The sequence below is a fragment of the Nonomuraea sp. NPDC054003 genome, assembly GCF_055585125.1.
Map to the genome: position 1 here is coordinate 295007 of NZ_JBVJKR010000010.1, position 17359 is coordinate 312365.

Here is a 17359-nt window from a genome sequence, read left to right on the forward strand (position 1 = left end):
CGCGTACCGGGCATGTGTCATAAATATGGCCGTACAAATCGACGAGGAGGTACGCATGGGACGGCTCGCGCAGACCGACGGACTCACCGACGTGCAGCGGGAGATTCTCCGCACGGTCAGGGAGTTCGCGGACAAGGAGATCCTGCCCGTGGCCCAGCGTCTCGAGCGCGAGGACGCGTACCCGCAGGAGATCGTCGAAGGCATGCGCGAGATGGGGCTGTTCGGGCTGACCATCCCCGAGGAGTACGGGGGGCTGGGCGAGTCGCTGCTGACCTACGCCCTGGCCGTGGAGGAGATCGCCCGGGGCTGGATGAGCGTGTCGGGCATCGTCAACACCCACTTCATCGTCGCGTACATGATCATGAAGCACGGCACCGAGGAGCAGCGGCGGCACTACCTGCCGCGGATGGCCACCGGCGAGGTGCGCGGCGCGTTCTCGATGTCGGAGCCCGGCTGCGGGTCGGACGTCTCGGCGATCACGACGAGGGCCGCGCGCGACGGCGACGGGTACGTGATCGACGGTCAGAAGATGTGGCTCACCAACGGCGGCACGGCCAACCTGGTCGCGGTGCTGGTGAAGACGGACGAGGGCGCGGACTCGGTCTATCGGAACATGACCACGTTCCTGGTCGAGAAGGAGCCGGGATACGGCGAGGTCGAGCCGGGGCTGACCATCCCCGGCAAGATCTCGAAGATGGGTTACAAGGGCGTCGACACCACCGAGATGGTCTTCGACGGCTACCGCGCCCCCGCCTCGCAGGTGCTGGGCGGGACCCCCGGGCGCGGCTTCTACCAGATGATGGACGGCGTCGAGGTCGGCCGGGTGAACGTCGCCGCCCGCGGCTGCGGGGTCGCGCTGCGCGCCTTCGAACTGGCGGTCCGCTACGCGCAGGAGCGCCGGACGTTCGGCAAGCGGATCGCCGAGCACCAGGCGGTGCAGTTCAGGCTCGCCGACATGGCCACCAAGGTCGAGGCCGCGCACCAGATGATGGTCATGGCCGCGCGCAAGAAGGACGCCGGGCAGCGCAACGACCTGGAGGCGGGGATGGCGAAGTATCTCGCCTCCGAATACTGCCGGGACGTCGTGGAGGAGTCCTTCCGCATCCACGGCGGCTACGCCTACTCCACCGAGTACGAGATCGAGCGCCTCTACCGGGAGGCCCCGATGCTGCTCATCGGCGAGGGCACGGCGGACATCCAGCGCATGATCATCGGCCGCCGGCTGCTGGAGGAGTACGGGCTGCCCGGCTGACGTCGTGGACAGGGGCCCAGCTGAGACGGTATCTTAGCTATTGTTGTAATGATTCAAGTGAGGTGGCCCCCGGTGCGCTTCGTTGACAGCCACATGCACCTGTGGCATCTGACCGAGCACAAGTGGTATCCCGCCCTCGACCCGCCCGAGGACTCCGACGACTTCGGCATCGGCGACATGGCCGGCCTGCGGCGCGACTACCTGCCCGAGCACTACCTGGCCGACGCCGCGGGCTCCGGCCTCGACGTGGTCAAGGCCGTGCACGTCTCGGCCGTCACGGCCCCCGGCACCCACCTGGACGAGGCCCGCTGGCTCGACCGGGTCGCCACCGAACACGGCCTGGTCGGCGCCGTCATCGGCGCCGTCGAGCCAGGCGCGGACGCCGAGACCGTCGCCGCCGACCTCGCCGAGCAGGCCAAGAGCCCGCTGTTCAGGGGCATCAGGGTGCTGTACGGGTTCGACCCGGCCGACCCGGTCACCCGGCGGCTGGCCGAGCTGCTCGACGCCGGCGGCCACGTCTTCGACGTCGTCATCCACCCCGGCGAGGTCGACGGCTGGCTGTCGCTGCTGCGCGACTTCCCCGGCCTGGCCGTCGTGCTGGAGCACGCGGGCTGGCCCGACGGCGGCGACCCCGACCAGTTCACCGCCTGGCGCGACGGCCTGACCCGGCTCGCCTCGCTCGCCAACGTCGACTGCAAGATCTCCGGCCTGCCCATGAGCCTGCACACGCTCGACGCCGGGACCCTGCGCCCGTGGATCCAGGCCTGCCTGGAGGTCTTCGGCGTCGACCGCTCCTTCTTCGGCAGCAACTTCCCCGTCGACTCGCTCTTCGGCGGCTACGACCGGGTCGCCGAGGCCTACCTGGGCGCCACCGGCGACCTGACCGCCGCCGAGCGCGACCGGGTGTTCGCCGCCAACGCCGAGCGCCGCTACCGGATCTGAGGAGAGACCGTGCACGTCGGATTCACCATGGACATGCGCAACCCGCACGGGCGGCCGTGGCGCGACCACTGGGAGGACTGCCTCCACCTCATGTGCGAGGCCGAGGCCATGGGCTTCGACTACGTCATGGTGCAGGAGCACTTCTTCCAGCCGGACGGGTACGCGCCGTCCGTGCCGATCTTCCTCACCATGCTGGCGGAGCGCACCAGGACCATCAGGATCGGCTCGTACGTCTACATCCTCCCGCTGCACCACGCGGCCATGCTGGCGCAGGAGACGGCGGTCCTCGACCACGTGTCCGAGGGCCGGCTGGACGTGACGGTCGGCTCCGGGCACAGCGCCGCCGAGTACCACGCGCTCGGCTACTCGCCCAAGACCAGGCCGTCCCGCATGCAGGAGGGCCTGGAGGTGCTCAAGCTGGCCTGGACCCAGCGGCCCTTCAGCTACAGCGGCCGCTACTACGACCTCAAGGACGTCACCGTCGCCCCCGCGCCGCTGCAGCAGCCGCACCCGCCGCTCTGGGTGGCCGCCACCGCGCCGCCCGCCGCCCGCCGCGCCGGCAGGATGGGCGCCAACCTGCACGGCGCCTCCGTGGACCCCGAGTTCCACCAGGCCTACTTCGAGGGCCTGGCCGAGGCCGGCGTCGAGCGCGACCAGGTGCGGGTGTCGAACCCGTGGGCGATCACCGTCACCGACGAGAACCCCGACGCCGTCTGGGAGCGCCGCAAGGACCTCATCTTCGAGCGCTGGGACTTCTACCGGCGCATCCGCGACGAGATGGGCGACCCCGACCTGCGGTACGGCCTCGCGCCGACCCCCGAGGCCTACCGCGACTACGAGATCATCGGCGACGCCGACACCGTGATCGGGACGCTGGAAGGCCTGGTCAAGGGCCTGCCGCTGACCGACATCGTGCACTCCGGCCCGGCGGGCGGCACGCCGCCCGAGGAGGCGTACGAGGACCTCAAGCGGTTCGCCGACCGCGTGCTGCCGACGCTCAAGAGCTGGTAGCCGACGCCCGCCCCCTCCGGTTACTGCGCTCCGGAGGGGGCGGCCCCTTTTCAGCCCTGCGGGTAGTAGAGCGAGATCGTCTCGGCCACGCAGGCAGGTTTCGTCCCGCCCTCGATCTCCATCGTCGAGCCCAGCACGGCCATGACGCCGCCGTTGGACTCCTTGGCCTCCCGCAGCTCGGTGGTGACCCGCACCCGCGAGCCGACCGGCACCGGGCTGGGGAAGCGCACCTTGTTCAGCCCGTAGTTGACCGACATCCGCAGGCCCTCGATCCGGTAGATCGTGCCGACCAGGACCGGCAGCAGCGACAGCGACAGGTAGCCGTGCGCGATCGTGGTGCCGAAGGGCCCCTCGGCGGCTCGTACCGGATCGACGTGGATCCACTGGTGGTCGCCGGTGGCGTCGGCGAACGTGCCGACCCGCTCCTGCCCGATCTCCAGCCAGTCACTGGTGCCGAGCGTCCGCCCGGCCTGCGCGGTGAACTCGGCGAGGCTCTCGAAGACGCGCATCACATGTGCCTCCCGCCGGCGACCTCCACCGTGATGCCGGTGATGAACGACGAGAGGTCGGAGGCCAGGAAGAGCGCGGCGTTGGCGATGTCCTCCGGCTCGCCGATGCGGCCCAGCGGGATGTTGTCGAGCATCTTCTGCAGCGCCTCGGGCGGCATGCCGGCGGTCATGGCCGTACGGATCGGGCCGGGCTGGATGGCGTTGACCCGGATCTGGTGGCGGGCGAGCTCGCGGGCGGAGGCCTTGGTGAGGCCGATCATGCCGGCCTTGGCGGAGCTGTAGTTCGTCTGCCCGAAGTTTCCGGCTTTTCCGGAAATGGAGGAGATGTTGATGATGGCGCCGCGCCGCTGCTCCCGCATGATCCGCGCCGCGGCCCGGGTGCCCAGCCAGGCCCCGGTCAGGTGGACGTCCACCACCTTCTTGAAGTCCTCCAGCGTCATCTTCGGCATCGTGGCGTCACGGGTGATGCCGGCGTTGTTGACCATGACGTCCAGCGACCCGAAGGCGTTCTTGCACGCGTCGGCCAGCGCCTCGACGGCCGCCTCGTCGGTCACGTCGCACGGCACCGCGACCGCCTTCAGGCCCTGGGCCTCCAGGTCGGCGGCCGCCTGCTTGGCACCCTCCGCGTTGACGTCGCTGACCACCACGGACGCGCCGTTGCGGGCCAGGACCGTCGCGATCGCTAGGCCGATGCCCTGCGCCGAGCCGGTGACCACGGCCGCGCGGCCTTCGAGCAGGTTCATCTCCATACCCATCCTCTTCTCTCTTTCAGCCCAGCGGGTCGATTGTGCTCGTGCTTCACTCAGCCCAGCGGGGTTCGCGCTTCTCGACGAAGGCGAGGGGGCCCTCGCTCTGGTCATGATGCCCCCACACGCTCACGAGGTGCTGGGTGCCCACCTTGCAGGCGTCCGTCAGCCCCAGCTCCAGCGCCGCCCACAGGGCCTTCTTGGTGGCGGCCATCGCGGCGGGGGAGTTGCGGGCAACCTTCTCGGCCAGCTCCTGCGCGGCCTCGCGCAGCTGCTCCGGCGGGTCCACGACCTGGCTGACCAGGCCCAGTTCTAGGGCGCGCTGGGCGGACATCCGCTCGTGCGACCCGACCAGCGCCATCCGCATCACCGCCTCGAACGGGATCTTCTTGGCCAGCCCGATCATCTCGATGGCGGTCACCTGGCCGACGCTCACGTGCGGGTCGAAGAACGTGGCGTCGGACGCGGCGATCACGATGTCGGCGTCGGCCACGAAGTGCAGCCCGCCGCCGGCGCAGATGCCGTTCACGGCGGCGATGACCGGCTTGGAGACGTTCTGGTGCCAGGAGGTGAAGTGCAGGTCGAAGTTCATCAGGCTGTCCTGGTAGCGCTGCATGCCCACACCGTCACCGGCTATCTCTGCGAGGTCCGCCCCCGTCTGGAAGGCGCGGCCCTCGCCGGTGTGCACGATCACCCGGACCGACGGGTCCCGGTCCAGCTCCAGCCAGGCCTCGGCCAGCTCGTCGCGCATCGCGTTGTTCATCGCGTTCAGCACGCCGGGGCGGGCGTTGATCAGCCATCCGACGCGGCCGTGCCGTTCCACCTTGATGGTCTCGTACGTCATGCTCGTGTCCCTCTCGTGTCAGACGACCTCGCGCTCGAGCATCCCGGCGAGCGCGGTCACGTGCTCGCCGGCCTCCCCGAGCAGGTGAGCGCTCGTACGCGCCCGCTTGAAGTAGAGGTGGGCGTCATGCTCCCAGGTGAAGCCGACGCCGCCGTGCAGCTGGATCGTCTGGGCGGTGACCCAGGACGCGGCCTTGCCCGCCATGAGCGCGGCCACCCGCGAGTCCCTTGCGAGCGCCGGGCCCTCCGAGCGGGTCGCCGTGTAGACGGCGGAGCGCGCGGACTCGACCTTGATCAGCGCGTCGGCGAGCCGCTCCTTGATGACCTGGAACGAGCCGATCGGGCGGGCGAACTGGATGCGCGTCTTCGCGTACTCCACCGTCATGTCCAGGCACCGCTGCGCGACCCCGGTCTGCTCGGCCGCCAGCAACGCCCGCGACACGTCGGCGGCCCCGGCCAGCTCACCCGCGCACCCGACCGGTCCGACGAGCACGGCCGGCGTGCCGTCGAACTTCACCCGCGCCATCTTCCTGGTCAGATCCAGCGTGACCAGCGACTCCACGCCCACCCCCGGATGCGCGTCGCGCCCGTCCGGGCCCCCCGCTGGAGCCGTGGCGCGCTCGACCGCGAACACGGCTGGTCCGTCGGGTGTGTTCGCGACGACCAGCAGCAGGTCCGCCGTGGCGCCGTCGACGACGTGGGTCTTGGCGCCGTCGAGCCGCCAGCCGTCGCCGTCGCGGCGGGCGGTGGTGCGGATCGCCTCGACGTCCCAGCGGGCGCCGGCCTCGGCCAGCGCGACGGTGGCGGTCACGTCGCCGCTCGCGATGCGCGGCCCGTACGCGTCGAGCGCGGCGTCGTCGCCGAGCGCGAGCAGCAGCGGCACGGCCAGCACCGACGTGCCGAACAGCGGCGAGCAGGCCAGCCAGGCGCCGCACTCCTCGGCGGCCACGGCGAACTCCGCCGCACCGAGCCCGCTGCCGCCACACCGCTCAGGCAGCATCAGACCGGGCAGGTCGAGCTGCACCAGGGCACGCCAGGTGGCCTCGTCGTGCCCGCTACCGGTCAGCATCGCCGCCCTGACCCGGGCCGAGGTGCTGACCTGCGACAGCGCGCCCCGCACGCTCTCGCGGAACTCCTCAAGGTCCTCTTCGGAGGTAACGGTCACGGCCTCTCCTCACTCGTCCGGACGGCGCCCTCGGCGCGCAGCTTCGCGATGGCCGCCGCGTCGTACCCCAGCTCCCGCAGCACCGCCTCGGTGTGCTCGCCCAGACCCGGGACCGGGCCGGCGGGGGGTTGCCAGGCGGCGGTCACCGGAGGGGGGAGCGGGGCGGAGACCGGGCCGGCGGGGGCGGGCACGGTCAGCCAGCGGTCGCGGGCCACGAGCTGGGGGTGGTCGACGACGGCGGCCAGGTCGTTGACGAGCCCGCAGCCGATCCCGGCCGCGTGCAGGGCGGCCACGGCGCGGTCGGCGTCCATGGCCCCGATGGCGTCCGCCACCAGCCCGTCGATGACGCCGCGGTGCGCGACGCGCGCCTGGTTGGTCGCGTACCGGGGGTCGTCGGCCAGCTCCGGCCGCCCCAGCACCGACGCGGCCAGCTTGGCCCACTCGCGGTCGTTCTGCACGCTCACCGTGACCAGCCGCCCGTCGGCCGCCCGGTAGGCGTCGTACGGCGCGATGGCCGGATGGCTCATCCCCGGGGCGAGCGCGGGCTGCGTGCCGTGCCTGCGCACCACCAGCGGGTACCCCATCCAGTCGGCCATCGCGTCCAGCATGGACACCTCCAGCACGCACCCCTCGCCGGTGGCGGAACGCCGCAGCAGCGCCGCCAGCACGCTGGAGAAGGCGAACATGCCCGCCGCGATGTCGGCCACCGAGATGCCCGGCTTGACCGGCTCCTCCGGGCTGCCGGTGATCGCCGTCAGCCCGGACTCCGCCTGTACCAGCAGGTCGTACGCCTTGCGCCCGTCATAGGGCCCGCCGGTGCCGTACCCGGAGATCTCACACACCACCAGCCGCGGGTGGACGGCGCGCAGCGACGCGCCGTCCAGCCCCAGCCGGGCGGCCGCCCCCGGCACCAGGTTGTGCGTGAACACGTCGGCCCTGGCCAGCAGCTCACCGACGACCCGCCGGCCCCCGGGCGTCTTGACGTCCAGGGCCAGCGACTCCTTGTTCCTGTTGGCCCAGGCGAAGTGCGCCCCGGTGCCGTTGGCGTGGGTGTCGAAGGCGCGGGCGAAGTCGCCGCCGTCGGGCCGCTCCACCTTGATCACCCGCGCGCCCAGGTCGGCGAGCTGGCGGGTGGCGTACGGGGCGGACACGGCCTGCTCCATCGAGACGACCAGCACGCCGTCGAGCGGCCTGGTCATGTCCGGGAGAAGTGCCGGATCGCGGCCTGCAGGGTGCCGTCGAGCGTGGTCGCGCCGCCCATCGGCTCGGGCAGGGCGACGGGGCCGTGCTCGCGGCTCGGCAGCAGGATGGTGGCGGTGGCCGGCGCGGTGACCTCGCCGCGCTGGTTGGTGGCGGCCAGCTCCAGGTCCACGGCCGGGTGGACGCCGTTGCCGTCTTCCATGAGGTGCTTGCGCACCACCTTGCCGGTGATCCACTGGGCGTCGCCGACGTAGTTGAACTTGCGGAACTCCACCCGGATCCGCCACAGCCAGGCGTCGTCGCCCATCCAGTCGGTGCAGGCGTGGATCATCCACGTCTCGCGCATCCGCCCGTAGTCGAAGGTGGTCGGGTTGCCGGAGCGGCGGGCGAACTCGGGGTCCCAGTGGACCCGCTGCATCGCGTCCCACACGCCCAGGTCGTCGCGGTGGTAGAAGCGCGGGATGCGCTGCCGGTTGCGGTGGCCCAGCCGCAGCGGCGCGACCCCGTACACGCCCATCCCCATGCCGGTGTGCCAGCAGACCATGTCCGTCACCGTCAGCGGGCCCTTGACGAGCGGGGCGATCTCCTCGCCCTCCTCGACGTCCTCGAACCAGCGCGGCTCCGCGCCGCGCGCCCGCTCGGCGGCGTACTGGGCGTCGATCTCGGCGATCTTCTCCTCGGTCCACGGCTCGATCGCGACGTCGTCGTACTTCTTGCGCTTGCGCGCCTCGTCACGTTCGGTACGGATCATCAGCCGGTACTGGCCGGCCAGCGGGGTGCCGTCGGCGGTGGCGAAGACGTTGGCGTTCCACTCGTGCACGGCCCGGCCGCTGAACTCGCTGGGCTTGTCGAGCACGCCCACGAGCGCGTTGCGCCGGTGCACGGCCCGGCCTTCGTAGAGCGGGTTCCACCACTCGCGCTCGCAGGCCGAGTAGAAGGCGTGCACGCCGCGCAGCGGGTCGCCCCTGACCTCGTCCTGCCGGGCCAGGTCGGCCTCGGTGAGCACGTCCTCGCCGATCAGGCTGTCGCCGCCGACCAGCGGGAACGGGGCGATGGGCTGCCCCCAGCGGGAGCGGGCGGCGTGGTCGGGGTCGCACCACAGCGGGTTGTCGTCGCCGTACGCGCGGGCCACGATCCGGAACGCGTCGGTGCCCGGACGCAGGTAGTGGGGCGGGACGGGGTTGGGCTGGGGGATGCCGATGCGTGCCCGCAGCGCCTCCACCCCCTCGTCCGTGATCCGGGGGCGGGTCTTCTCTTCCGTCGGAGCCATGTAACCTGTCCGCCTTCTCTCGCCTTTTCTTTGCTATCTTATATATAACTATGGCAGAGGGAACAGGGGGTCGGATGGCGTACGAGACGCTGGCGGTCGAGCGCCGCGGCCCGGTCGGCTGGCTGGAGTTCGACCGGCCGCGGGCGGGCAACGCCATGGACGCCGTGATGATGGCCGAGCTGCCGCTCGCCTGGCGCGAGCTGGACGCCGACGACGACGTACGCTGCATCGTCGTCACCGGCCGCGGCCGTGCCTTCCAGACGGGGCTCGACATGGCCGCGCTCGCCCGCGATCCCGCCAGCCTGCGCGAGTCGAGCCGCCGCACCCGTGCCGGGGAGCTGGAGCTGACCGGCTGGCATCTCGGCGTCCGCACCCCCGTGGTGGCCGCGGTCAACGGCGTCTGCGCGGGCGGCGGGCTGCACTTCGTGGTCGACGCCGACATCGTCCTGGCCTCCGCTTCCGCCACCTTCCTCGACCCGCACGTCAGCGTCGGCCAGGTCAGCGCCTGGGAGGCGATCGGCCTGGTGCGCCGGATCTCCGCCACGGCCGCCGCCCGGCTCGCGCTGATCGGCGTCCACGAGCGGCTCGACGCGGCGCGCGCGTACCAGCTCGGCCTGGTCGGCGAGGTCGTCGAGCCCGACGCCCTGCGCGACGCGGCCCAGCGGGTCGCCGAGACCGTGGCCGCCGCCGACCCCGCGCACGCCCGCGCGCTCAAGCAGGCCCTCTGGCGCGCCCAGGAACTCGGCCGCACCGCCGCCAGCGTGGAGGCCGCCAGCCTGGAGGCCGCCCGCACGCAGGCTCGCTCAGAGCCTGGCCGCGCTGAGGCAGGGCCTTTTGACGCCATTCGCTCTCAGGGCGCGAGCCCTCACGCTGACGGGGAGATCCACCCATGACCGCACTGCCCACCGGCCCGGACGTCACCCCAGGCGAGGCCGTGGAGGCCGCCCGTGCCTGGATCGCGGCCCACCTGCCCACCGCCTGGCGCGAGGCCGGCGAGCAGGGCGGCCCGCGCGCCGTGCGCACCGTCCGGACCCGCGAGGAGTACCGCGCGTGGTACCCCGAGCTCGGCGCGTCCGGACTGGTCGCGGCCACCTGGGAGGTCGACTACGGCGGCCTCGGCTGGTCGCGCAGGGCCGCCGTGGCCGCCGACGAGGCGCTGCGCCCCTACCACCTGCCCCGGCTCAACCCGCTCGGCCTCAACCTGGCGGCCCCCGCCCTGTTCGCCCACGGCACGGAGGAACAAAGGCGGCGCTTCCTCAAGCCGATCACCAGGGCCGAGGAGATCTGGTGCCAGCTCTTCAGCGAGCCAGGCTCCGGCAGTGACCTCGCCTCCCTCTCCACCAGGGCCGAGCTCGACGGCGACACCTGGGTCGTGCACGGCCAGAAGGTGTGGACCACCTGGGCCGACCAGGCCGACTACGCGGTGCTGCTCGCCCGTACCGACCCCGACGCCCCCAAGCACCAGGGCATCACCTACTTCCTCCTGGCCATGCGCCAGCCCGGCGTCGAGGTGCGGCCGCTGCCGCACATCGGCGGCGAGGCCGAGTTCTTCGAGGTGTTCTTCGACGGCGCCCGCGTCCCCGACGCGCACCGGCTCGGCGACCCCGGCAACGGCTGGCGGGTCGCCCAGGCCACGCTCGCCGGCGAGCGTCAGATGGTGTCGGGCGGCGGCTCCGTCGGCGTCGACCGCATCGGCGGCGTCAGCGCCTCGCACCTCGTCCGCCTGGCCCGCCGCCGCACCGAGTCCGGTCTCCCGGGCGGCTGGGACGACCCGCTGGTCCGCGCCCGCATCGTGGAGCTGTGGTGCGAGGAACAGGTCCGCACCTGGACCAACCGCCGCGTCCGTGCCCGTCAGGCCGGCAACCTGCCCCCCGGCCCGGAGAGCTCGATCGGCAAGGTCCACGGCACCGACCTCAACCAGCGCATCCAGGAGACGGCCGCCACCCTGTCCGGCGAGGACGCCATCGCCTGGCCCGGCACGGCGTCGTCCCCCGCCGAGTACTGGGCCTCGATGCCCGCCGAGACCCGGGGGATGCTCCGCAGCCGCGCCAACACCATCGAGGGCGGCACCACCGAGGTCAACAAGAACGTCATCGCCGAACGCGTGCTCGGCCTCCCCAAGGACTTCGACCCGTACCGCGGCAAGCCCTGGCGCGACCTGCCCCGCAGCTGACCCGCGCCGCCCAGCCGACGGGAGTGGACATCCTGCCGCCCGGCAGGCTGTTCTACCACGCCCTGGTGTGGACCGCCGGCGGACTGATCGCCCTGACCGTGTTCGCGCTGCCGACGGTGCTCTTCTTCGTCCGCCTGGTGCGTGGCGAGCTCGAGACGTCCACCATGGAGACGGAGGGAGGTCTGTTCCCTGGCGTGGTGTTCGCGGTGATCGTCCTCTTCATCCTGGCCGTGGGCCCGTTCGACAGCCGGATGGCGGAGTTCGTCCACGTGCTGCGCGACCCGGCCCCGGTGAAGCACGCGATCGGCGAGATGTCCCGTGAGGGCGAGAACACCCATGTCGTCAGCTTCTCGGCCGTGAACGACCGAGCTTGCAGTTCCTCGCCGTCGATGGCTTCGACGGTCCGGTCCGCGTCAGGCAGCGTGACTCACTGCCCAGCCCGTCTCACCGCGTGAGGCGATGTTCCGGGCTGCGTTGACGTCGGCATGCTCAGCGAAGCCGCACGACGTACATGAGAAGGTTTCCTGGTCGCGCCGGTTGTTCTTGTCCACGTGCCCGCAGGCCGAGCACTGCCGGCTGGTGTAGGACGGGTCGACGTGGATGACGGCGACCCCGGCCCGGGCCGCCTTGTAGGAGATGAAGCTCCCGAGTTGGTGGAAGCTCCACGCATGCAGCGTGACCCGCTGGGGCTTGCGAAGCCGTACCCGCTCGCGGATGCCCTGGAGGTCTTCCAGGGCGATCCCTTGTCCGGTGCGTTCTGCCTCGGTCACGATCTGCTTGGCGATGACATGATTGGTGTTGGCGGCGAACCGCGCCTCGGCCCGGCGCCGCTTTTTCAGCAGCCGCTTGGCCGATTTGGTGCCCTTGGCCTGCAACCGGCGTCGCAGCTCGCGCCGCCGGTGGCGGACCGCGTTCAGTCTCTTGCCGCAATGCCGGGTGCCGGTGCTGGTGGTGGCGATGTTGGCGATGCCCAGGTCCACGCCCAGAAAGCCGTCCGGCAGACTCACCGGCCGGTCGGGAAGGTCGCAGGTCGCGATCAGGAACCACACGCCGTCCCGGCAGACCAGGTCGGACTCGCCCTTCCGGTAGGCCGACAGGGTCTTGAGTTGCTCGGCGGAGGCAGTGAACGTCAGGTCTTTCAGCCTCCCGGCAACCGTCCAGATCGACACCGTCCGCGCGTCGATCTGCCAGGACAAACATCGGTCATCGAAGGGCTGAGCGGCGTCGGGCCGGAAGGCGATCGGCTTGGATTCGGCTTTGAGGCGTCGCGCTGAGCCCGGCTTGCCCAGGTTCCCGGCCCGCAGGTTGGCGTGCAGGACGGCGTAGGCGTCGGCGACCTTTTTGATGACGTGCTGAGCGGCCTGGGCGGCCAGCCCGTAGTGGTCTTTGATGCTCGTGTAGGCGTGCTTGCGCAGGTCGTAGTTGCGGAAGACCCGCTGATCGTAGGCCAGCGTAGAGACCTGGCAGGCGGCTGCGTTGACCGCGCGCAGGGTCGCCTCCAGCGCCGCCGCCTGCTCGGGCGTCGGCAGGAGTCGCACCTGCACCACCAGCTTCATATCGAACACACTAACATTTGGTCTATGTCACCGCGATGGGAACCCAATCCCGATATCCGGCGTGGGCGCACCGTCGTCTACGCCCTGCATGCCCATTTGGTCTTTACACCCATATATCGGCGTGGAGTGTTCACCGACGAACTTCTGCGCCGCTGTGAAGAAATCATGATCGAGGTATGCGACAGCTTCGGCGCCGAACTGGTCGAGTTCAACGGCGAGCATGACCATGTCCACTTGCTGGTTCACTACCCGCCCAAGGTCGCGCTCTCCACCTTGGTCAACTCTCTCAAAGGCGTCTCGGCCCGGCTGCTGCGGAAGGAGTACAGCGCTCATGTCCGCCGCTATCTCTGGGGCGGCCACTTCTGGTCGCCCAGCTACTTCGCCGCCTCCTGCGGAGGCGCACCCCTGTCGATCATCAAGGAGTACATCGAGAATCAGAAGCGACCGGGCTGAGCCGCTCACGCGAAGCCAGCCGTCACGGCACCGCTCGGGCCTGAGGGCCCTCCCGCGCTGTCGTTTCCTCCCAGGCGTAAACGCCCGGGGTTCCACGCCAGATCCTGCTGAATGGCTCAGGCGCAGCCGTCCACGATGACCCGCACCAGGTCGCGTACCAGATCTCTGTTGACGTTCTCGGGCGGCGCGGTGACGAGGGTGAACAGGGCGCCCCCGTAAAGGGCGATCATCGCGGGGATCTTCTCGCGCGGGATGGTGAGGCCGAGCCGGTCGTGCTGCCCGGCGGTGATCTGTGAGGCCGTGTCGTGAAGGCCGGTGAGCGCATGGGCCAGGGCCGGTCGCCGGGCGGCCTCCAGCTGGAGCTCGAAGATCGCCAGGTAGCGGGTGCGCAGGGTGGTCGCCGCGGCGAACAGCGATTCGGTCAGGAGGTCGACCAGGGGAGCGGGCCGCCCGACGGCCCGGCCGGTGTCGGCGTGATGCAGCTCGGCGACGCGTTCGGCCGCGGCCACCAGCAGCGCCTCCCGGCTGCGGAAGTAGTTGGAGGCCGTGCCCGGCGGGAGATCCGCCGCCTTCTCCACCGCGCGATGGGTCAGCCCGTGCACCCCCGACGACGCGAGCAACTCGATGGCGGCATCGGTCAGGGCCCGGCGACGGGCCGGATTGGCGGGCGGCATGCGGCCATGTTACCAATAGTCGTACTAGTACGATCGTAGTGAATGGAGGACGCGTGAGGATCGCGGTGGTCGGCGCGGGGCTGGGCGGGGTGGCGGTCGCGGTGGGGCTGCACCGTGCGGGACACGAGGTGACACTCCTCGAACGGGGCGCCGCCCTGCGCGAGAAGGGCACCGGGATCGCGATCATGCCCAACGGGCTGCGCGCACTCGACGCGCTGGGGCTGGCCGAGGACGTCCGCGGGCGGCACACGGAAGCCTTCGCCGGAGGGCTGCGTGACTGGCGCGGCCGGCCGCTGCTCGTCACCGACGTGATCCAGGCACAGCAGGAGATCGGCGCGGTCGTCATCGTCGAGCGGGCGGAGCTCCACCAGGCGCTGCGCGCCCCGCTGCCCGCCCACCTGGTGCGCACCGCGACCCCGGTCGACCGTCTGGAGATCGGCGACTCCGAGGTGGCCGTGATCAGCGGGGGCCGCGCCGTCGCCGAAGCGGACGCCGTGGTCGCGGCCGACGGCATCGCCGGCGAGCTGCGCGCCCAGCTGTTCCCCCGCCACCCCGGTCTGCGCCGCACCGGCCGGCTGGACCTGCGCGGCATGCTGCCCCGCCCCGGCGACCTCACGCCGGACCTGCTCGCCTGCCAGCTGGTCGACCGCCGCAGCGGGGCGATGTTCGGCCTGTTCCCCGTCGGCGAGGACCGGCTCTACTGGTTCACCGACACCGCTCTGCGCGGCGCGCCGCCCGGCCCTGAGGAGGCGCGCGGGCAGATGCTGTCCCTGATGGCCGACTGGCACCCGCTGGTCACCAGGCTGATCGAGGACACGCCGCCCTCGGACATCCACGTCGACCCGATCGCCGGCCTGGCCGAACCTCTGCCCTCGTACGTGTCCGGCAGGGTAGCGCTGCTCGGCGACGCCGCGCACGGCATGCCACCCGATCTCGGCCAGGGCGCAAGCCAGGCGTTCCAGGACGCCGCCGCGCTCACCCGCCACCTCACCGGCGCCGAGCCGGCGGACGCCGCCGAGCGGCTGCTGCGCTACGACGCCGAGCGCCGGCCCAGCGCCAACCGCGTCATGCGGGGCGCGTTCCGGCAGTCACGGATGACCTCGCGGACGGGCGTCACCGCGTGGCTCCGCGACGCGCTGCTGCGCGCGATACCGTCCCGCCTGGCCACCCGGCAGCTCGCGGCCCTCTGGCACGCCGAGTGAGCGCTGATCCGCCCGCATCGCGGACGAGTCTGCTTAAATCCTGACTCGGACGGGATGCCGTTGTTCGAAGTCCTATCAACGGTCGGGCGGACGAGGGGATGACCATGCCGTTATGGCGCGCGGGCCGTAGGACCACGATCACGGCGAGCGCGCTGGCGGTCGTCGCGCTGCTGGCCGGGTGCGCCGCGCAGCCGCCCGCCAGCGCACCTGAGCCGTCGGCGCCGGCCGCGTCCCCGACCGCCCCCGAAGGGCCAGCCGCGCTGGCGACGCTGCGGGTCGGCGGCGAGAGGGACGGGTCCGGTACGGGCCGGATCGACGTGGTCTCGCTGGAACGGACGACCCCCGACACGGTCACCGCACGGCTGCGGATCAGCGCCGAGCGCGGCGAGGTCGATCTGGGCCAGTTCGGTCCCCCGGCGATCGCCGGCACCGTGGCCTACAACTACACCGCGTCCTCGGCGGGATTCTTCCTCCTCGACGAGCCACGGTTGTCGGTGTATCTGGCGATGAAGCGCGACAAGGAGGAGATGGGCGCGGCCTGCCTCTGCACCCAGCTGTCCGGGAAGGTGACGGTGACCTCCGAGCCCGCCCAGGCCTGGATCGTCTACCGGGTGCCCGCGGAGACCACCAGCGTCGCGGTGGGCCTGCTCGCCGCCGGTGTCACGGCCCCGTTGCCGATCGGCCCGCGCGGACAGGCCGCCGCGCCGGACGAGCCCGGCCCCGCCGCCATCGCCGCGGCCTTCCCGAACACCCGAGGTCTGGCCACCCACCTCAGCGGCGCCGCCGAGAAGGTCTCCGAGACCTCCGACAGAGTGGAGATCGCGCTCGACACCGACGTGCTGTTCGCCTTCGACAAGGCGAGCCTGACCTCCGAGGCGCGGGCCACGCTGCGCGGCACCGCCGAACGGATCCGCAGCCAGGCCGCCGGGACCGTGCGGATCGTCGGGCACACCGACGACGTCGGCGACGACACGTACAACCTGGGGCTTTCGCGCCGCCGCGCCGAAGCGGTGGAGCGGGCGCTCCGCGCCTCGGGAGCCGACGGCGACCTGACCTTCGAGGTCGAGGGCAAGGGCGAGCGCGAGCCGAAGGAGCAGGGCGGCTCGGAGGCGGCACGCGCCGCCAACCGCCGGGTCGAGGTGAGCTATCCGCGATCGGCCCCCACCGCGCAGGCCACCCCGTCCGTCCCGAAGCCGGAGGAGGGCCCGTCCGTGCCGGCCACCAGCGGGGCGACCGCCGCCGGGCTGCGGGGCATGGAGGGCGTCACCGCGGACCTGGTGGAACTGCGCCGGCTGAGCCCCACCACTCTGATCGCCACGTTCGACTTCCGCAACGAGAGCTCGCGCGAGATCACGATGCAGGACGCCGCCATGGACGAGGACGCCCGGAGGTCCACCGGCACCACCGACATCGCGGCCTTCGAGTTCTTCTGGCTCTCGCTCGCCGACGCCGACGACAACCGCTATCACGTGCTGCGCACGTCCGGTCCGCCCGTTCACCACTGCCTGTGCAGCCAACTCGGCAAGCTGCCGCAGGGCGGGCGGGTCAGGACGTTCGCCCTGATGACCTCGCCACCGCCGGACGTGCGGACGGTGGACGTCGAGCTGTTCGCCTTCGAGCCGATGCGTGACGTCCCCATCACCTGAGGAGCCGCTGTCGGCGGGCACGTGGCTGGATCGCCGTGGGCGTTCTCCGTCAGCCGCCGTGGTACTGATACGCGGTCCTCGGCAGCCGCCGGACGAACTCGGCCGGGTCCTCGAAGTCCCACGCCTCGCCCTCGGGTTCCTCCTCGTAGCCGCAGAAGGGGAACCTCGGCTCGACCCCGCGATCCCGGAACCCTTCCATGTAGCTGTTGTCGGAGCCGCCGGCCTCGTCGTACGCCTGATGCGCCACGTACCCCAGAAGCTCGAACTCCGGCCACTCCTCGTCCGGCCATTTCTGCAGCCTCGTGCACGTCTGCCGGTCCAGCCGGAACCCTCCGTCCCGCGACCAGCTCGTCCGCTCGTGACTGTACGTCCGCGTCAACCACCGGAGCCGCTGGACGTGCGGCAACTCGACGATCTTGTCAGGACACTCGACGAGTTCCTCGTACGCGTCCCGCCCGAAACTGATCAGCCACTGGACGAAGTACTCGAACCCGTTGTACGACCCGAACCCGGTGATGGACGAGCACACCACGTACACGTCCCAGGTGCAGGCGCGGTTCTCCGCCCGGGTGTGCCAGGCGTCGTAGTCGAGGATCTCCTCCACCGATAACTCCGAGAGCCGCTCGACGAGCCACCCTGCCCGATCCTCCTTGGTACGGGTCTCGCGCCCCGAACGCTCGACCAGCCCCCAGTATTCGTCGACATCCATCACCGGAT

The 17359-nt window shown here is 71.4% G+C and carries 18 protein-coding genes; 9 read left to right on the forward strand and 9 right to left on the reverse strand.

The annotated features are described in order from the left end of the window. The first annotated feature begins 55 nt into the window (after window positions 1-55). From ACZ6YG_RS27015 to ACZ6YG_RS27025, 3 genes are all read left to right on the forward strand, one after another. A complete protein-coding gene (locus ACZ6YG_RS27015) occupies window positions 56-1252 on the forward strand; it encodes an acyl-CoA dehydrogenase family protein (protein ID WP_148035436.1) in 1197 nt (398 codons plus the stop codon). 72 nt (window positions 1253-1324) lie between these two features. Further along, a complete protein-coding gene (locus tag ACZ6YG_RS27020) occupies window positions 1325-2194 on the forward strand; it encodes an amidohydrolase family protein (RefSeq protein ID WP_364229390.1) in 870 nt (289 codons plus the stop codon). 9 nt (window positions 2195-2203) lie between these two features. Further along, a complete protein-coding gene (locus ACZ6YG_RS27025; protein WP_148035434.1) occupies window positions 2204-3205 on the forward strand; it encodes an LLM class flavin-dependent oxidoreductase in 1002 nt (333 codons plus the stop codon). 50 nt (window positions 3206-3255) lie between these two features. On the opposite strand, the gene ACZ6YG_RS27030 is transcribed toward ACZ6YG_RS27025, so the two are convergent. From ACZ6YG_RS27030 to ACZ6YG_RS27055, 6 genes are read right to left on the reverse strand one after another with little or no spacing between them, the layout of a single operon-like run. Further along, window positions 3256-3714 (reverse strand): MaoC family dehydratase, encoded by a 459-nt coding sequence (locus ACZ6YG_RS27030; protein WP_148035433.1) that lies wholly within the window; start codon window positions 3712-3714, stop codon window positions 3256-3258. Next, complete coding sequence (fabG, locus tag ACZ6YG_RS27035) at window positions 3714-4469, reverse strand: 3-oxoacyl-ACP reductase FabG (RefSeq protein ID WP_246639052.1); 756 nt, start codon at window positions 4467-4469, stop codon at window positions 3714-3716. The genes ACZ6YG_RS27030 and fabG overlap by 1 nt, the downstream gene beginning before the upstream one ends. A 43-nt stretch (window positions 4470-4512) precedes the next feature. Further along, window positions 4513-5304, reverse strand: coding sequence for an enoyl-CoA hydratase/isomerase family protein (locus tag ACZ6YG_RS27040; RefSeq protein ID WP_466019532.1), 792 nt, complete (start codon window positions 5302-5304; stop codon window positions 4513-4515). 18 nt (window positions 5305-5322) lie between these two features. Continuing rightward, a complete protein-coding gene (locus ACZ6YG_RS27045; protein ID WP_466019533.1) occupies window positions 5323-6468 on the reverse strand; it encodes an acyl-CoA dehydrogenase family protein in 1146 nt (381 codons plus the stop codon). After that, complete coding sequence (locus ACZ6YG_RS27050) at window positions 6465-7667, reverse strand: CaiB/BaiF CoA transferase family protein (protein WP_466019534.1); 1203 nt, start codon at window positions 7665-7667, stop codon at window positions 6465-6467. The genes ACZ6YG_RS27045 and ACZ6YG_RS27050 overlap by 4 nt, the downstream gene beginning before the upstream one ends. Continuing rightward, window positions 7664-8938: a hotdog family protein gene (locus ACZ6YG_RS27055; RefSeq protein ID WP_219542899.1), complete on the reverse strand. Its 1275-nt coding sequence runs from the start codon at window positions 8936-8938 to the stop codon at window positions 7664-7666. Before ACZ6YG_RS27055 ends, ACZ6YG_RS27050 begins: the two co-directional genes overlap by 4 nt. 74 nt (window positions 8939-9012) lie before the next feature. On the opposite strand from ACZ6YG_RS27055, the gene ACZ6YG_RS27060 reads away from it, so the two are divergent. From ACZ6YG_RS27060 to ACZ6YG_RS27070, 3 genes are read left to right on the forward strand one after another with little or no spacing between them, the layout of a single operon-like run. Beyond that, entirely contained in the window at window positions 9013-9831 is an 819-nt protein-coding gene (locus ACZ6YG_RS27060) for an enoyl-CoA hydratase/isomerase family protein (protein WP_466019535.1), read from the forward strand. Then, window positions 9828-11111: an acyl-CoA dehydrogenase family protein gene (locus ACZ6YG_RS27065; RefSeq protein WP_148035427.1), complete on the forward strand. Its 1284-nt coding sequence runs from the start codon at window positions 9828-9830 to the stop codon at window positions 11109-11111. Before ACZ6YG_RS27060 ends, ACZ6YG_RS27065 begins: the two co-directional genes overlap by 4 nt. A gap of 23 nt (window positions 11112-11134) precedes the next feature. Next, a complete protein-coding gene (locus tag ACZ6YG_RS27070) occupies window positions 11135-11566 on the forward strand; it encodes a hypothetical protein (RefSeq protein WP_466019536.1) in 432 nt (143 codons plus the stop codon). Here the strand turns inward: ACZ6YG_RS27070 and ACZ6YG_RS27075 are convergent. Further along, the gene (locus ACZ6YG_RS27075; protein ID WP_466019537.1) at window positions 11525-12667 is read right to left on the reverse strand and encodes an RNA-guided endonuclease InsQ/TnpB family protein; all 1143 of its coding nucleotides are present in this window, start codon (window positions 12665-12667) and stop codon (window positions 11525-11527) included. The two genes, ACZ6YG_RS27070 and ACZ6YG_RS27075, sit on opposite strands and share 42 nt — an antisense overlap. A 24-nt stretch (window positions 12668-12691) precedes the next feature. On the opposite strand from ACZ6YG_RS27075, the gene tnpA reads away from it, so the two are divergent. Next, window positions 12692-13120, forward strand: coding sequence for an IS200/IS605 family transposase (gene tnpA, locus ACZ6YG_RS27080; RefSeq protein WP_466019538.1), 429 nt, complete (start codon window positions 12692-12694; stop codon window positions 13118-13120). A gap of 116 nt (window positions 13121-13236) precedes the next feature. Here tnpA and ACZ6YG_RS27085 read toward each other — a convergent pair whose 3' ends face one another. After that, entirely contained in the window at window positions 13237-13794 is a 558-nt protein-coding gene (locus tag ACZ6YG_RS27085) for a TetR/AcrR family transcriptional regulator (protein WP_466019539.1), read from the reverse strand. 53 nt (window positions 13795-13847) lie between these two features. Here ACZ6YG_RS27085 and ACZ6YG_RS27090 point away from each other — a divergent pair, with 53 nt between their 5' ends. Both ACZ6YG_RS27090 and ACZ6YG_RS27095 read left to right on the forward strand, forming a co-directional pair. Further along, window positions 13848-14996, forward strand: coding sequence for an FAD-dependent monooxygenase (locus tag ACZ6YG_RS27090; protein ID WP_466019540.1), 1149 nt, complete (start codon window positions 13848-13850; stop codon window positions 14994-14996). Window positions 14997-15094: 98 nt separating this feature from the next. Then, window positions 15095-16642: an OmpA family protein gene (locus ACZ6YG_RS27095; RefSeq protein WP_466019541.1), complete on the forward strand. Its 1548-nt coding sequence runs from the start codon at window positions 15095-15097 to the stop codon at window positions 16640-16642. A 49-nt stretch (window positions 16643-16691) separates the two neighbouring features. On the opposite strand, the gene ACZ6YG_RS27100 is transcribed toward ACZ6YG_RS27095, so the two are convergent. Further along, window positions 16692-17351, reverse strand: a complete 660-nt coding sequence (locus ACZ6YG_RS27100; protein ID WP_187281498.1) for a DUF4240 domain-containing protein — start codon at window positions 17349-17351, stop codon at window positions 16692-16694. Between the last annotated feature and the right edge of the window lie 8 nt (window positions 17352-17359).

Excerpts from the sequence above, each read along its gene's own strand:
- ACZ6YG_RS27015 (WP_148035436.1), top strand. The coding sequence starts at position 56 with ATGGGACGGCTCGCGCAGACCGACGGACTCACCGACGTGCAGCGGGAG.
- ACZ6YG_RS27030 (WP_148035433.1), bottom strand. The coding sequence starts at position 3,714 with ATGCGCGTCTTCGAGAGCCTCGCCGAGTTCACCGCGCAGGCCGGGCGG.
- fabG (WP_246639052.1), bottom strand. The coding sequence starts at position 4,469 with ATGGGTATGGAGATGAACCTGCTCGAAGGCCGCGCGGCCGTGGTCACC.
- ACZ6YG_RS27040 (WP_466019532.1), bottom strand. The coding sequence starts at position 5,304 with ATGACGTACGAGACCATCAAGGTGGAACGGCACGGCCGCGTCGGATGG.
- ACZ6YG_RS27050 (WP_466019534.1), bottom strand. The coding sequence starts at position 7,667 with ATGACCAGGCCGCTCGACGGCGTGCTGGTCGTCTCGATGGAGCAGGCC.
- ACZ6YG_RS27055 (WP_219542899.1), bottom strand. The coding sequence starts at position 8,938 with ATGGCTCCGACGGAAGAGAAGACCCGCCCCCGGATCACGGACGAGGGG.
- ACZ6YG_RS27060 (WP_466019535.1), top strand. The coding sequence starts at position 9,013 with ATGGCGTACGAGACGCTGGCGGTCGAGCGCCGCGGCCCGGTCGGCTGG.
- ACZ6YG_RS27065 (WP_148035427.1), top strand. The coding sequence starts at position 9,828 with ATGACCGCACTGCCCACCGGCCCGGACGTCACCCCAGGCGAGGCCGTG.
- ACZ6YG_RS27075 (WP_466019537.1), bottom strand. The coding sequence starts at position 12,667 with ATGAAGCTGGTGGTGCAGGTGCGACTCCTGCCGACGCCCGAGCAGGCG.
- tnpA (WP_466019538.1), top strand. The coding sequence starts at position 12,692 with ATGTCACCGCGATGGGAACCCAATCCCGATATCCGGCGTGGGCGCACC.
- ACZ6YG_RS27085 (WP_466019539.1), bottom strand. The coding sequence starts at position 13,794 with ATGCCGCCCGCCAATCCGGCCCGTCGCCGGGCCCTGACCGATGCCGCC.
- ACZ6YG_RS27095 (WP_466019541.1), top strand. The coding sequence starts at position 15,095 with ATGACCATGCCGTTATGGCGCGCGGGCCGTAGGACCACGATCACGGCG.
- ACZ6YG_RS27100 (WP_187281498.1), bottom strand. The coding sequence starts at position 17,351 with ATGGATGTCGACGAATACTGGGGGCTGGTCGAGCGTTCGGGGCGCGAG.